Origin of the sequence: Paenibacillus lentus (assembly GCF_042714055.1) — a bacterium.
Taxonomy (GTDB): domain Bacteria; phylum Bacillota; class Bacilli; order Paenibacillales; family Paenibacillaceae; genus Fontibacillus; species Fontibacillus lentus_A.
This window is the reverse complement of record NZ_JBHGVC010000003.1, coordinates 262,320-277,387: the sequence shown is the minus strand read 5'-3', so window position 1 is coordinate 277,387 and position 15,068 is coordinate 262,320. Positions and strand designations below refer to the sequence as shown.

Genomic DNA, 15,068 nt, shown 5'->3' with positions numbered 1-15,068 from the left:
CGCCCAAAAAAAAATCCCGCCGGCTAAAATCCGGCAAGATTTTTCATTTTAGTGCATTTCGTATGGCGTGCCATCATCATTAAACTGTGTCTTCGGGTTTTTCTTTAGTTCCAGCAGCATTTTATTGCCCTTCTCTTCCCATTCCTTGAGTGCTTCCTCCGGTGTCTTCTTGTTCTCAAGAACTTCCCGGAAGTGCGGTCCCCCAGAGTTTGTTATACCGTACAGGCCAGGCATTTCCACCATCATTTTCTCTTCAGTAATGCTTAACGGTGGAGTAGGCTTCAACTGATAAAAAGCTTCAACATTGTAGGTTTCACCAGCCTTAGGCGTGATAAAAGATTTACGGGACACCATTTCGTATGAGTTGCTGCGTGATCTCAGCTTGGCGAAATCTTCACCGTTCACAAACTTAATAAAATCCCAAGCAGTCTCGGCATTCGGTGCCGTGCTGTTGATCGAGAACGTATTCCCGATCCAGATATTGCCCCCGATGCCTGGTTTCTCAGGATGGACAGGCATTGTAACGACATCCCAATCTACCGGGCTGAAATTTTTGATCTTATCCGCATTATTATTTGCCTCGACAATTTCATTGATGTAGTAGCTCTCACTGATCATCATAGCAAGTTTGCCCGATAAGAACATATCGCCACTGATGGGGCTGTAGTTCTCTTCCGAATAATATTCATCCATATTCATATTCGACGAACTTGGAATTATTTTATCTTTGGCCAGTTTGCTGATCGTCTCCCATATTCTTTGCCATTGTGGCGTGTTAACCGTCATCACTTCTGCTTTCTCGTCGAACATTCTCAGCTGAAGCGTTGATATATAGTGGTTTTGCATATCCCAATAAGGCTCACTGCCTAAATATCGGTTGAAGGAAAAGCCATATACGCGATCCTTGCCTTCCCCTTTGGTCACCTGACGAGCTTTATCGAACACTTCATCCCAAGTCATGCCATCCGTCGGCGGCTCAATTCCGGCATCCAAGAATATCTTCTTATTAAAATACAGCGCAGAGGAACTAAATGTCGGAGACAAGCCATACAGCTTATTGTCACCGCTAATATCCTTGAGCGTATCAATAACCGCTGGTACAAAATCAGAGGTATCGAATTTATCCTCTTGAATCATCGGATCAAGCGGCTTTAGCAGGTTCTCATCAGCTAACCTTTTCAGAGTGCCAGTATCCGCAATGACAATATCTACCGGATTATTGCTGGTCATCAATTTCTTCATGCCTTCGAAATAATCCGGCTGGACATATTGTTCTTGGCTGTAGTCTCTGTAGCGATATTCGGATGAATCAACCGCTGGCACGATTTCTATACGGACGTTGTTATTAAACTCATAAATATCGGTATATTGCTGCCGGAACCAGGAATCATCATTCGATCCGTGCAGCATCCCAATCCGCAGCACCTTTTCTTCCTTGCTGTCCTTCCCCTTATCGGCGCTATTACAGCCAGCGAGCAAGCCCACGGTCAAGCTTGCAGCCAAAGTAAAGGTTAATATTTTTCGGATTTTCCCACCATACCTGCTGCTCATTTTTTATCCCCCTCTAATGGTTTTGGTGCTGTAATCACAATTTTATCCCCATCAAACTCCATGCTTGCTCGGCCCCCGATTCCAACAGCCTCTAAATACTCTTTAGGAACCTGCAGGCGACCTACACGGTCAACTACGACGAATGCTTCATGAACCTCCTGAAGACCGCCGCCTTGCTCGCCAAATCCGGACTCGCCATCAGCCTGATCCAAATTCGGATTCCGCTTCAGAAACTCCGTACTCGTCAAGCCATCCCGAATAGCGACGACTCGGTCTACCTTTCCGGCCAATTCCAGATCATGAGTAACGATGACGATTGTAATGCCAAGCTCCCTGTTCACTTCCCGGAAAATCCGCATAATCTGATCCGATGTCGCCGTATCGACCGAGCCCGTCGGTTCATCTGCCAGCAGCATCTTCGGGCGATTCGATAGCGAGATAGCGATGGCCACCCGCTGCTGCTCACCTCCAGACAGCTGATGCAGCTTGTTGTGCATCCGGTCTTTCAGGCCGACCCATTCCAGCAGCTGCTTCGCATAGTCACGATCCAGCTTGCCCGATAGAAGCATCGGCATTTCTACGTTTTCCAGCGCCGTCAAATACGGGAGCAGGTTGCGGGCATTATTTTGCCATACGAACCCGACCGTATTGCGCTTGTACTCCACCAATTGATCATCCTGGATCTTTAGCAAATCCCAGCCTCCGACGGACACTTGACCGGCCGAAGGCCGATCAAGACCGCCCAGAATGTTCAGCAGGGTAGATTTTCCGCTGCCGCTGTTCCCGATAATCGCCATCATTTCCCCTTCCTCAACGGTCAAGTTCAACCCTTGAAGAGCAACGACCTCGATATCCTCGGTTTTAAAAATTTTAACGAGTCCTTCGCAATGTATCATCGTCATCTTACCGCTCCTCCCCCATCTTGACCGCTTGATGCACGCGCAGTCTTCGAATTTGCCAGAATAGCAGACCAGCACCCAAGGCTAGCATTACAAACACAACGATGTAGAGCTGGAACGTATCCTTGGAGTCGAATATAATCCGGAACGGAGGCACCTGAGTCGTTACATTATCAGCAGTTTGCAGGAACGGCAAGTACAGCTTGCCGACTACTTTTCCAATAGCAATACCAAGAACGATAGACAAACCGGCAGTCAGTATTTGCTCGGCCAACAGCATGAATGTCAGTTGTTTACGCGACAACCCCATAGCCCGCAGTATACCGAACTGCACAACCCGGCCTGACAGATTAAAGAACCAATACAGCACATAGCCAATCAAAGAGACGATGACGGAGACCAGGAAGCCAAGACTAAGAATACCGAACACTCCGCCGCGGGTAGGATGCTTGCTCTGAACAGTTAAGACGCTGCGCACATCCTCTACGGAATAAAGATCGATTTCCTTCTCCTTCAATTTCTCGATCAAAGGAGCTACCTTAGCTCCATCCTCCATCTTCAGCCATACCTGATAAGGAATGAGCGGAAGCTGATCGTTGATGTAGTCCAAATTCGCTATAATAAAAGGCTTCTCATCGGGATACTGGCTCGGCCAATAGGGAACAATCCCATATACAGCCAAATCAATGGATCCATCCGTTAGAGATACAGAGAAAATATCTCCCTGCTTCAATTTATGCTTCTCCGCAAAATTAGACGGAATGATTGCAGCGCCTTCGTTCATCCCCAACAAATTTAAATACTGATTGGGATGCGCCGGAAACAGATCATTGCGGAACCAAGCTACCTTTGCAAAATCGATATTGTCGATTCCCATCAAGGTGCCCTGGCCTGCAGAACGACCCGATACAATAATATTCCCTTTCGTTTGCAGCACTCGAGCCGCATGCTTTACTCCATCAAGCTCTCGAAAGGCTTGAAATGGCGGCTCTTCATTGTATATGATCTTTGCTGGAGGCGTATTGCCGCCTTGACCGCCACCTCCGCCGCCAGGCCCGCCGGCACCGGGATTCCCTCCCTGCTGTCCGCCGCCTTGGCCGCCGCCCTGTCCTTGCGTCGGGGGCTTTGTCGTTTTCTCGGGAGTTCCCGTCCACACGGCCTGCATAATCACGTCCGCCCCATATTTATAAAGCGTCCGCTCCGTCGAATTCACATCAATCGTTCGGGCGGCCGAGGCGTTGTAAACTCCGAGCCCCAGCGTCAGAACAAGCAGAATCATCAGCGGATAATAGGATGTTGAAGAACGGGAAAGCTGAGTCAAACTCAAATAATAGGGAACAGGCAGCCACTTCTTCCCAATCCAGCCGATCAGCTTGAGTATCCAAGGGAACACACGCAAGAAAAATAGTCCCATCGAGAAAATAGCGATGGCTGGCACAAAGAACAGAAATGGCTGAACCTGCAGCTCATCCGTGGTCATCCCTGTCTGGAACGTGATCATTTGTCGATCCAGGAACAAGTAATAGCCATAACCTGCAATACCCAGCAGGGCGATATCCAGAAAATACCGCTGCCAGCCCGGCTTCCGGTCAGAACGAGCCTGCTTTTGCTTGGCATTGACAATCGAAGACCTCGCGTACGCGATGGCCGGGATCAGCGTTGCCAATATCGCAATCACGACGGCTGCCCCGCCTAGAGCAATCGCATCCATATTGAATCCCACGGGGATCGACTTCCGGTTTACGAAGGCAAGGAAACCATCTGCAGCCCCAATGCTCTTGGACATGAACCATCCAAGCAGCGGCCCGATAATCATCGCCGCCGCCCCGAGCAGCAGCCCCTCAAGCAGATATATGAATACAATTTGCTTGGTAGAAGCCCCGCGGCTTCGCAGCACCGCAATATCACTTTGCTGTTTGTCCAGCGATTGGCGCGCATTCATTACAATATAATAGAACACCATAGCAATCATCGGCGCGGCTAAAGTGAAAAGCAGCGTCTGCATCTGCAAGCTTTGTTTACGGAAATCATTAAGCAGGCTTCCGAAGGAGATATCCACCTTCGTATCCTTTAGCTTCTGATATAGCTCCACATTCAAGCGATCCAGCGTACTCTGAAGCGGCGACAGCTGCCCCGTCTTTATCTCGCGAAGATCGAATGCATAATACCACCCTGAATTGTGCAGCGGTACGGATAATTTTTGCATCAATCCTTCATTAAAAGCCTTCTCACTGACATAAAATTGATTCATCATGCCTTCAAAGCCCTGATACCAATAAGGATCACTCTCTTGCTGAGCTTGGAAAGTACCTACGATCTTCACTTTTAGAGTCAGGTCGGATTTGCCGATAACGGGATATTCCATCACCGCGCCTACATGCAAATCTTGACGGAACATCGCTTCCTCCAGCATGATCGCCTCAATGTGTCCATCCTCGACGTTGTCCGAGAATTTGGTTCCATTCGTCATGGAAATATGATCCGTCAAGCCGCTCATCGAGACGATTGACATCGCTCTCTTACGACTGGCGTCCACCTTGGTCGGATCCTGCGGATATACCTCAGAGGCACGGATTGAGCGCGTATTGACGAAGGCCTGATGCGGAAAGCCGATTTCTTTGGGCACTTCATCCACAATATACGAGTGGACGCTTTCCAGTCCGGCAAAATCCGTCTTCGCACCGCCCGCCGCCTGATAGCTCATCAATAACGAACCTGCGGGCAAGCCTTTACTTTCTTCCTTCAATGAGTTCGAGACAACCCGTTTTAACGCGCCGTCCGAATACATCGGAATACTCACCGTGAATGAGACAGCGACGACAAGTCCTAATAATGTACTGAGCGTCAGCCATTTCGTGTTCCACATTTTGCGGAACAGCAAGCGTATTAAAGGAACACCCATTATTTACCCACTACTTTCTGCCCCGGCTCTAGTCCTTTAATAATCTGCACATCGGTAGAGGTCTGAATCCCCACTTCCACATCGGCTTCACGCTTCGATCCATCCGGTTCGATAACCTGTACATAGGTACGCGATCCGACTTCACGCAGAGCCGACCTCGGAATCAACACCGCATCCTCAATACGCTGAGTAACGATCCTCACGGTCAGCATCGTTCCTCGTTCCAGCTCCTCGGGCCATTTCTCTAAATCAACGATAAGGTATTTATCAATGGAATCCTTCTCTGGCGGATTTCCGTTTGAGCCGCCGCCATTGTTGCCGTTATTACCTCCACTGCTGCTGTCGGTAGCGGAAGGCATCACTTTCACCTTGCCGTTAAACTTGCCAACCGTATTGATGTCTACTTCAGCTTTCATCCCTACAGCGAGCTTCTCCAAATCTTCCTTGCTGAAGGTTGCGCCCACCACAAGCGCCGAAGTATCGGAAATCACGCCTAAAGACTCATACGCCTTGATTGTACCGCCCTTCTCCGCCTTTAAAGACACGATGGTGCCCGCAAACGGCGCCTTCAAAGCCCCGTCCGCAATTTGCTGCTCGAGATCCACCAGCTCCTGACGTGCTTCCTCAAAAACAATAGAGGCTTCCTCGAATTCAAATTCCTCTTTCTCATCCTTGGTGCGCAGCGTCTCTTTCATCGCTATTTCCTGCTTGCGGAAATCAAGGCGCTTCTTGCGAAGCTGCTTTTGCAAATCTTCAACGTCAAGCTCGATCAGGATATCTCCGGCAGCAACTTTGTCTCCTGCCTTTACCCGGACGTTCTTAATATGGGTAGCACCCTTATCATTGGAAAAATACAGCGGCTCCTCCCGCTGGCTAAGTATTTTACCCGTAGCCTTCACATCCAGCTCAACCGCTTCCTTCCGCACCTCGTGTTCCGGCTTCTTCGAAATCGTTGGGGGAGTAATGATCGGCAGATCTTCTTCTTCCTCTTCATTTGGCAGCAATCCGCAGCCGGATGCGCCGATAAGAACAATACATAAGGACACCAGACTTAACGTCCGAATCCACGCTTTTTTATTTGATAAATTTTCCATCCACCATTTCATAAACATGGTCTGCTACCTCCAAGATTGTAGGATCGTGAGTAGTCATACAAATCGTCACTTGTTCCGTATGTATGATATTTTTGAATACGGCCATAACCTGAGCGCCCATCTGGGAATCCAGATTCGCAGTGGGCTCATCGGCAAGCAGCAGCTTAGGCCGGTGGGCAATCGCTTTCGCGATCGCTACACGCTGCTGCTCTCCCCCGGACATTTCGAACGGGCGGTGAAACATTCTTTTGCCGAGTCCAACCAGTTCCAAGCACTGGGTCACCCGCGGCTTCCATTCATGGGAAGGCACGCCGGCCATCCGCAAGGACAGCTCTACGTTCTCCCAAGCGGACAGGAGCGGAAGCAGGGCATAGGCCTGGAAGATGAACCCGATCTGGTCACGGCGGAGAATCGTACGTTTGTCATCGCTAAGCTGATGCAAAGGTTGCCCGCGAAACATGATTTCTCCCTTCGTGGGCTGATCGAGTCCTCCCAGCATATTGAGCAGCGTCGTTTTCCCGGAGCCTGAACGGCCCTTGAGCATCACAAGCTGGCCGGCCCGTACCTCCATGTTAATGCCTTTAAGCACATGAAGTTCAGTCCCGCCTACCGGAAACATCCGGTGAACCTCTTTTACAGACAAAATGGTCTCCGAAGAATCAACGGATTTCACAAAGCCCCTCGCCTCTGTTGTCGACACATTTGTAGCGGCAACTTCTTCATGACCTTGATCCGCCTCGTCAAGTAGTTCATTCTGTATCTCTTGCGGAGGTTCATTTGAGATAACGCTCACATCTTGATCATCGGATTGTTCTGATTTTACAGTTTTGCGAAGCCATCGCATCATTGTGTATCGGTCTCCTATGCTTCCTATTTTTACGTCTCTATGAATTCCATCACGTCTAGCATTATAAACGAAATCTCATGGCAAAAAGTTACAACATTTTTTACGATATTGATATTTTATTTCCATTATTTACTCACTGAACTGTAGACGTAAGTTTGTTAAGATGACGTGGGCTCGAACTATATCAAAAAAAAGGGAAGGATGTCATGAAACGCCGCATGCTCAGGAAAATATTACTTCTAATTACTATAACGCTTTTTATTTATATAAGTTGCAACCTTCAACCGCCCATATTAGCCATCAAGCAGAATGCCCCTTTTCAGGACATTGACAGCAGCTATGCCAAAGAAGAAATACTGGCACTGTATAACGATCATATCATGACGGGAACCCAGCCCCGTGTATTTGCCCCGAAGCAGCCGATCACCCGGGCGGAATTCTTAACGACGCTCGTTCGCCTGCTCCGCCTCACTCCCGTACAAGCCAACATACCGTCTTATACCGATGTTCCTTCATCCTCATGGTACTATGGGTACATACAAGCGGCTACGGAAATTGGCCTTGCCTCGGGAACAGGCTCTGAAACGTTTAGCCCGAGCCGGCCAATAACCCGTCAGGAAGCAGCGACCTGGATCATCCGTGCATTCAAGCAGCAGCCCGATTCTGTGTCGGAGCTCCCCGTGTACCAGGATCAATCCGAAATTGCCTCATGGGCGCTTCCTTATGTAAAAGCAGTAACCAAGCTGCAATTCATGGTTGGATATGAAGGTCTATTTCAACCCAATCAACCGTTGTCCCGCCAGGAGGCAGCTTCTCTCTTGTATCGCATCCTAGGCCATAAACCGTGGATGAGTGCAATCGATAGGGATCCCAGCCCCAAAATCCAGCTCGGCTGGCAATATGGACAGACTGCACGGCAATATGAGCAAAGCGTTCTGAATTCTAATGTAAGTGTTTTGTCTCCGCGTTGGTTTTTTCTTGAAAAAAACAGGCAGCTAAAGGACTATACAGACACTTCACTCCTTACTTGGGCAAAGCAGCATAACAAGGCAATATGGGCTATGCTGGGCAACCGTTTTGACATGGAAACGACGCATGAGCTTCTCTCCTCGCCAACCGAAACGGACAGCTTTATCCATAGTCTCATTGCTGTTGTACAGAAGTACGGCCTGCAGGGGATCAACGTTGATTTTGAGAATGTGCAACCCGAGGATCGTCCATATTTTACCCGTTTCATCAAGCTGCTTGGCAAACAGATGCGCGAGGCTGGAGCAGTTCTGGCGGTTAACGTGTCGCCTGAGCTTGGAACCGACTGGACGGCGGCTTTCGATTACGGGGCCATTGGAGCTAATGCGGATTATGTCGTGCTGATGGGATATGATGAACATTGGTCAGGCAGTCCATCTGCCGGCTCTGTCGCCTCCTTGCCTTGGGTGCGCAGCGGTCTCGATACTTTGCGGCAGGATGTACCGGATCGCAAAATTATTCTAGCCCTGCCCTTCTATAACCGCAACTGGACATTGCGCGGGACAAGCCAATCGACAGCAGCCCTTACCTCTGCCGATATAACCTTGCAGGAGCAAGCCGAGCTGATGCAGCGTTACAAATTTCGTCCAGCATGGAATGACACACTGGCTCAATACAGTGCCTCCTATGCTGACGGAGCAATCCATCGGATATGGCTGGAGGAATCCCGCTCCCTATCCCTTAAATATCAAATGGCCCTGGCCCGCAATATCGCTGGCTTTGCCTATTGGCATATTGGAGGGGAGACGCCAGATATTTGGACGAGCCTTAGCAATGCCGAGCGTTACTCCTCGTACTCATTTCATTAAATAAATATTAAAAAGAGCCACTCCCTAGGATTTCGTTGGAATGGCTCTTGTGCTTGATCTTGATTAAACTCCAAAGGATGCCGGATCTTCACGCCAGGATTTAAGCAAAGCTAAATCATTCGGCTTCACGATGCCCTTCTCTATTGCAACCTCGATTAAAGAAGCATAGTTGGACAGCGTCTGCAGCGGAAGTCCAGCCCCCTGAAATGCTTGCGTTCCCTTGTCCAGCTCGTAATTGAATATGGCGAGCACGGCCAGCGGCTCAGCCCCGGCTTCCTGGACGGCCTGTGCCGCTTTAATCGAGCTGCCGCCCGTCGAGATCAAATCCTCAATAACGATCACTTTCTGTCCAGGCTTGATTAAGCCTTCGATAAGATTCTCCTTGCCATGCCCCTTCGCCTTATCACGAACATAGATCATCGGCAATCCGAGCTTCTGCGAGACGAAGGCCGCATGAGGAATACCCGCTGTGGCCGTTCCTGCAATAACCTCGGCCTGCGGATAAGAGCTGCGGATGATTGCAGCAAAGGACTCTGCGATCAGGTCGCGAATTTCCGGATAGGACATCGTCAGACGATTGTCGCAATAGATCGGCGATTTGATTCCCGAGGTCCAGGTAAACGGCTGATGAGGACGCAGAGCGACCGCCTCAATATCCAACAATTTTCCTGCCACCTCTAAAGCGATTTGATTTGTATTTACCATGCTTGCATCATCTCCTCAATAATAAGCTCAGCCGCTTGTCGTGGTTGTTTCGCCTCGGTAATCGGTCGTCCAACGACGATAAAATCCGTGCCTTGGCGCATCGCGTCCCCCGGAGTAAGCGTCCGGAACTGGTCTCCCGCAGCGCTTCCTGCCGGGCGAATGCCGGGCGTTACCGTTTTAAAGCTATCGCCGCAATGCTTCTTGATCGCCTGAGCCTCCAGCGGGGAGGCGACAACACCGTGCAATCCTGCCTCCTTGGTCAGTGCAGCATAGGCTACGACCGCATCCTCCATCGTTCCCGGAATGCCAATTTCCCGATTCAAGGTTTCCTGGCTGGTGCTCGTAAGCTGGGTTACGGCAATAATAGTCGGCATCAAAAGTGACGGGTCGCTTTCCAGGGCGGCCTTGGCTCCTTCCAGCGCGGCAGCCATCATTTTCAGCCCCCCAGCAGCATGTACATTGAACATGTCTACACCAAGCCGGGTCACGCTGTCAGCTCCACCCTTCACGGTATTCGGAATATCATGCATTTTCAAATCCATGAACACTCGATATCCGCGCTTTTTCAGCTCCCTTACAAAATCAGGGCCTACTGCATAATACAACTGCATCCCAAGCTTCACATAGCAAGGAATGCCTTCCAAATCAGTGATGAGCTTCCGCGCTTCTTCCGCAGTCGGGTAATCGAGCGCGACCATCAGGCGCCCGGCGGCTTGTTCAAATGTACTCATATTTTTAATATGTCCTCCCGTCATACTTACGGCTCCGAAGCCTGAAGCTTCCGGAGCCGCGTTAATTCCCGCATTGCTGATGTTATCCTTTTATAGAGAAGGCATAGCTTGAGACGAGAAGTTGATCGTCTCGAGCATGTTAAGCAGAGCCCGTACCGTATCAAGTGAAGTCATGCATACGACGCCATTTTCGACCGCTTCCCGGCGAATACGGAATCCGTCACGTTCTGGCTCCTTGCCTTTGGTAAGTGTATTAATGACGAAGTGAGCTTCCCCATTGCGGATCAGATCCAGAATGTTCGGGGATCCTTCGCTTAATTTATTGATCGTAGTAACATGGATATTCGCTGCTTGAAGCGCAGCTGCCGTACCGCCCGTCGCTAAAATCTTGTAGCCCAGGTTGGAGAATCCGCGGAGGATTTCCACAGCCTCTTCCTTATCTTTGTCTGCTACAGTGGCGATAATCGCTCCTGTGGTCGGAATTTTCATGCCCGCGCCGACTAAACCTTTATATAGTGCCTTAGCGTACTGCGGATCACGCCCCATAACCTCGCCTGTTGATTTCATCTCTGGGCCCAGAGTCGGCTCCACGCGGCGCAATTTCGCGAAGGAGAAGACTGGAACTTTAACGGACACATATTCCGTCTCAGGCCACAGGCCTTCCGTATAACCCAGATCCTTCAGCTTCGTGCCGAGAATACACTGTGTAGCTACGTTCGCCATCGGAATGTTCGTCACCTTGCTCAAGAACGGAACTGTCCGTGAAGATCGTGGATTTACCTCGATAACATATACTTCATTATTATAAATGACGAACTGGATATTAACGAGTCCAACCGTCTTCAATTCTTTTGCAATTTTGATCGTAATGTCCGCGATTTTGCTTTTCAACTCTGGAGATACGTGCTGCGGCGGATATACCGCGATGGAGTCGCCAGAGTGAACCCCTGCTCTTTCCACATGCTCCATAATTCCTGGAATAAGCACGGTTTCGCCATCGCAGATCGCATCGACTTCAACCTCTTTGCCGAGCATATAACGGTCAATGAGCACCGGATGCTGCGGATTGATGTTGACAGCTTCCTCCATGTATTTCAGCAGCTCTTGATCAGAGTAGACAATTTCCATCGCGCGACCGCCTAGCACATAGGATGGGCGGACAAGAACCGGGTAACCCAGCGATTGAGCCGTGCCGACGGCTTCATCCACAGAGGTTACTGTACTGCCCTTCGGCTGGGCAATATGCAATCGGGACAGCAATGCCTCGAACTTCTTCCGATCCTCGGCCTCATCGATGCTCTCCAAGGATGTTCCGATGATGCGTACGCCTGCGGCTTGAAGCGGAGCGGCAAGGTTAATCGCCGTTTGTCCTCCGAACTGAACGATGACGCCCACCGGCTTTTCCTCTTCAATGACGTTCATGACATCCTCGAAGAAGAGCGGCTCGAAGTAGAGTCGATCGGACGTGTTGAAGTCCGTCGATACCGTCTCCGGATTGTTATTAATGATGACTGCTTCATAGCCTGCCTTTTGAATTGCCCAGACGGCATGCACTGTGGAATAGTCGAACTCAATGCCTTGGCCGATCCGAATCGGGCCGGAGCCCAGAACGACGATTTTATCCTTCTTTGTCTGCACAACCTCATTCTCGATCTCGTAAGTAGAGTAATAGTAAGGAGTCGTTGCTTCGAACTCTGCTGCGCAGGTATCTACCATTTTGTATACCGGACGCAAGTTATGCTCCTTGCGGAACCCCGTCACGCTCTCTTCCGTAAGATGTGATCCCGACGGCTGTCCTGCAGTCCGCAGCTCGGCGATGGCCCGGTCTGTAAAGCCGAGGCGCTTTGCTTCGTAAAGCGTTTCGTAGGTCAAGGTTGATTCGGAGGCAATCTGCTTCTCGAATTGTACGAGCCGCTCGATTTTATCCAGGAACCACCAGTCGATTTGCGTTAAATCCTGAATGTGCTGCAGCTTGTAACCGCGGCGAAAAGCTTCGGCGATGAGGAACAGTCTTTCATCGTCCGCCTGAGTGAGCCGTTGATCCAGCACCTCTTGGCTTAACTGATCCGCGCCTTTCAAGTATAGACGATGGGTGCCGATTTCCAACGAGCGAACGGCTTTGTGAATCGATTCCTCGAACGTCCGTCCGATCGCCATGACTTCACCCGTCGCTTTCATTTGCGTCCCTAGTTTACGGTTCGCATGAATGAATTTATCGAACGGCCAGCGCGGAATTTTGCTGACGATATAGTCCAGCGTCGGTTCAAAGCAGGCGTAAGTTTGCCCCGTAACCGGGTTGACGATTTCATCCAAGGTGTAGCCCATCGCAATTTTCGCTGCCATTTTTGCAATCGGATAGCCTGTCGCTTTGGAGGCCAGCGCCGAGGAACGGCTGACCCGCGGATTCACTTCGATTACGTAATATTGGAAGCTTTGCGGATCAAGGGCGAATTGTACGTTACACCCGCCCTCGATGTTCAAAGCGCGAATGATTTTGAGCGATGCGGAGCGGAGCATTTGATACTCGCGATCCGACAGGGTTTGGCTCGGAGCTACGACAATGCTGTCGCCGGTATGAACGCCGACAGGATCAAAGTTCTCCATATTGCATACGACGATGCAGTTATCGTTCGCGTCACGCATAACCTCGTATTCAATTTCCTTCATGCCGGCGATAGATTTCTCGATCAAGCATTGCCCAATCGGGCTGTACCGGATGCCTGACGCCACGGTTTCCTTAAGCTCTTCCTCCGTCGCGCAGATCCCCCCGCCCGTACCGCCCAGCGTATATGCGGGTCGAACGATAACCGGATAGCCGATCTCTTCCGCGAACCGCAGCGCTTCCTCCACAGACGTGATGATGGTGCTTTCCGGAACCGGCTGCTCCAGCTCACGCATCAACTCGCGGAACAAATCCCGATCCTCCGCCTTCTCGATCGATGTCAACTGGGTTCCGAGCAGCTTCACGTTCTCGCGCTCCAGCACACCGGCGCGTGCCAGTTCAACAGCCATATTCAGGCCGGTCTGTCCTCCGAGGGTCGGAAGCAGTCCGTCCGGACGCTCCTGCCGAATGATTTGGGTGACGAATTCAAGCGTAATCGGCTCAATATATACCTTGTCCGCCATGTTTGTATCCGTCATAATTGTAGCCGGGTTGCTGTTGATCAGGACGACTTCCACGCCTTCTTCCTTCAAGGCTTGGCATGCCTGGGTTCCGGCATAGTCAAATTCAGCCGCTTGACCGATCACGATAGGACCGGAGCCAATAACGAGAATCTTTTTGAGGTCTTTATTGATCGGCATATTAAAGCTCTCCCTTCGCAGCGGCCATCATTTCAGCCTGACGTGATCTTTTCGGATTCTGCTGCTTATGTTCTCTAATCATTTCCAGGAACCGGTCGAACAAATAATTGTTGTCTTGGGGGCCTGGCGACGCTTCAGGGTGGTATTGCACCGAGAAGGCCGGGTGCTTCTTATGTCTGACGCCTTCAATCGTCTTATCGTTATTATTGATATGCGTGATTTCCAGCTCCGTCCCGGCAATCGAGGATTCCGTAACCGTGTAGCCATGGTTCTGGGATGTAATGTAGCATCTTCCCGTTGCCAGCTCCTTGACCGGGTGGTTGCCTCCGCGATGACCGAACTTCAGCTTCTCTGTATCTGCCCCGCAGGCCAGGGATAATAGCTGATGTCCAAGGCAAATGCCGAAGATCGGATATTCTCCGAGCAGCTCTGTGATCATTTTCACGGCATGCGGGACGTCCTTCGGATCGCCAGGGCCGTTTGACAGCTGAATGCCGTCCGGGTTAAGCTGGCGAATTTCCTCTGCTGTCGTGTCGTGCGGTACGATGACCACATCGCAGCCGCGCTCATTCAACTGGCGCAGGATTCCGTTCTTTGCACCGAAATCAACGAGCACGATCCGCTCCTTCGTTCCCGGATTATGGTATAAATGCGTTGTAGAAGTGCTCGCCACCTGGTTGTGCAATTCCGCAACACTGACCGAGGACATCAATGCTTTCAGCTCTTCTACCGACTTTGCAGAAGTCGTAATAATTCCCTTCATCGTGCCGTGCTGACGGATTTTTCTTGTCAGCATTCTCGTATCGATATCTGTAATTCCAGGAATGCCGTGCTCTTTAAGCAAGTCTCCCAGACTGTATTGAGCGCGCCAGTTACTCGGGATCGGCTCGTAGCGGCGTACAACGAGACCGTGAATAGATGGTACGAGAGATTCGAAATCGTCTCTGGAAATGCCGTAGTTGCCGATGAGCGGATAAGTCATCGTCACGATTTGTCCGTAGTAGGAAGGATCGGATACGACTTCCTGATAACCTGTAACTCCTGTATTAAAAACGACCTCACCCGTCAATTCGCCCTCTGCCCCGAATGACTTCCCGGTAAATAGCGTGCCGTCCTCCAATAACAATCTTGCCTGCATTTCCCCGCACTCCTTTATGCTCGACTTTTGAATCTATGAGATAAGTTCAATTTATATCTTTGC

At 50.4% G+C, this 15,068-nt stretch carries 10 protein-coding genes; 1 reads left to right on the top strand and 9 read right to left on the bottom strand.

The genetic code is table 11. The features are described 5' to 3' along the window. Nucleotides 1-48: 48 nt before the first annotated feature. Genes ACE3MQ_RS07980 through ACE3MQ_RS07960 form a run of 5 tightly spaced genes read right to left on the bottom strand, consistent with a single transcriptional unit; the run spans nt 49 to nt 7,293 of the window. A complete protein-coding gene (locus ACE3MQ_RS07980; RefSeq protein ID WP_379392083.1) occupies nt 49-1,551 on the bottom strand; it encodes an ABC transporter substrate-binding protein in 1,503 nt (500 codons plus the stop codon). Then, nucleotides 1,548-2,447 (bottom strand): ABC transporter ATP-binding protein, encoded by a 900-nt coding sequence (locus ACE3MQ_RS07975; protein WP_379392464.1) that lies wholly within the window; start codon nt 2,445-2,447, stop codon nt 1,548-1,550. Before ACE3MQ_RS07975 ends, ACE3MQ_RS07980 begins: the two co-directional genes overlap by 4 nt. A gap of 7 nt (nt 2,448-2,454) precedes the next feature. Beyond that, a complete protein-coding gene (locus tag ACE3MQ_RS07970) occupies nt 2,455-5,352 on the bottom strand; it encodes an ABC transporter permease (RefSeq protein WP_379392082.1) in 2,898 nt (965 codons plus the stop codon). Then, complete coding sequence (locus ACE3MQ_RS07965) at nt 5,352-6,464, bottom strand: efflux RND transporter periplasmic adaptor subunit (protein WP_379392081.1); 1,113 nt, start codon at nt 6,462-6,464, stop codon at nt 5,352-5,354. Before ACE3MQ_RS07965 ends, ACE3MQ_RS07970 begins: the two co-directional genes overlap by 1 nt. After that, nucleotides 6,427-7,293: an ABC transporter ATP-binding protein gene (locus ACE3MQ_RS07960; RefSeq protein WP_379392080.1), complete on the bottom strand. Its 867-nt coding sequence runs from the start codon at nt 7,291-7,293 to the stop codon at nt 6,427-6,429. Before ACE3MQ_RS07960 ends, ACE3MQ_RS07965 begins: the two co-directional genes overlap by 38 nt. 206 nt (nt 7,294-7,499) lie before the next feature. On the opposite strand from ACE3MQ_RS07960, the gene ACE3MQ_RS07955 reads away from it, so the two are divergent. Then, nucleotides 7,500-9,128, top strand: coding sequence for an S-layer homology domain-containing protein (locus tag ACE3MQ_RS07955; protein WP_379392079.1), 1,629 nt, complete (start codon nt 7,500-7,502; stop codon nt 9,126-9,128). 63 nt (nt 9,129-9,191) lie between these two features. Here ACE3MQ_RS07955 and pyrE read toward each other — a convergent pair whose 3' ends face one another. The 4 genes from pyrE to carA all read right to left on the bottom strand — a co-directional run bounded on the left by pyrE (nt 9,192) and on the right by carA (nt 15,005). Continuing rightward, nucleotides 9,192-9,833 (bottom strand): orotate phosphoribosyltransferase, encoded by a 642-nt coding sequence (pyrE, locus tag ACE3MQ_RS07950; protein WP_379392078.1) that lies wholly within the window; start codon nt 9,831-9,833, stop codon nt 9,192-9,194. Then, nucleotides 9,827-10,564, bottom strand: coding sequence for an orotidine-5'-phosphate decarboxylase (gene pyrF, locus ACE3MQ_RS07945; RefSeq protein ID WP_379392077.1), 738 nt, complete (start codon nt 10,562-10,564; stop codon nt 9,827-9,829). Before pyrF ends, pyrE begins: the two co-directional genes overlap by 7 nt. Nucleotides 10,565-10,654: 90 nt before the next feature. Beyond that, nucleotides 10,655-13,867: a carbamoyl-phosphate synthase large subunit gene (gene carB, locus ACE3MQ_RS07940; RefSeq protein ID WP_379392076.1), complete on the bottom strand. Its 3,213-nt coding sequence runs from the start codon at nt 13,865-13,867 to the stop codon at nt 10,655-10,657. 1 nt (nt 13,868) lies between these two features. After that, nucleotides 13,869-15,005, bottom strand: coding sequence for a glutamine-hydrolyzing carbamoyl-phosphate synthase small subunit (gene carA, locus ACE3MQ_RS07935; RefSeq protein ID WP_379392075.1), 1,137 nt, complete (start codon nt 15,003-15,005; stop codon nt 13,869-13,871). Between the last annotated feature and the right edge of the window lie 63 nt (nt 15,006-15,068).

Bases quoted from the DNA above. Each gene is read 5' to 3' on its own strand.
- pyrE (WP_379392078.1), bottom strand. From the start codon at position 9,833: ATGGTAAATACAAATCAAATCGCTTTAGAGGTGGCAGGAAAATTGTTG.
- ACE3MQ_RS07965 (WP_379392081.1), bottom strand. From the start codon at position 6,464: ATGTTTATGAAATGGTGGATGGAAAATTTATCAAATAAAAAAGCGTGG.
- ACE3MQ_RS07960 (WP_379392080.1), bottom strand. From the start codon at position 7,293: ATGATGCGATGGCTTCGCAAAACTGTAAAATCAGAACAATCCGATGAT.
- ACE3MQ_RS07980 (WP_379392083.1), bottom strand. From the start codon at position 1,551: ATGAGCAGCAGGTATGGTGGGAAAATCCGAAAAATATTAACCTTTACT.
- carB (WP_379392076.1), bottom strand. From the start codon at position 13,867: ATGCCGATCAATAAAGACCTCAAAAAGATTCTCGTTATTGGCTCCGGT.
- ACE3MQ_RS07955 (WP_379392079.1), top strand. From the start codon at position 7,500: ATGAAACGCCGCATGCTCAGGAAAATATTACTTCTAATTACTATAACG.
- ACE3MQ_RS07975 (WP_379392464.1), bottom strand. From the start codon at position 2,447: ATGATACATTGCGAAGGACTCGTTAAAATTTTTAAAACCGAGGATATC.
- pyrF (WP_379392077.1), bottom strand. From the start codon at position 10,564: ATGAGTACATTTGAACAAGCCGCCGGGCGCCTGATGGTCGCGCTCGAT.
- carA (WP_379392075.1), bottom strand. From the start codon at position 15,005: ATGCAGGCAAGATTGTTATTGGAGGACGGCACGCTATTTACCGGGAAG.
- ACE3MQ_RS07970 (WP_379392082.1), bottom strand. From the start codon at position 5,352: ATGGGTGTTCCTTTAATACGCTTGCTGTTCCGCAAAATGTGGAACACG.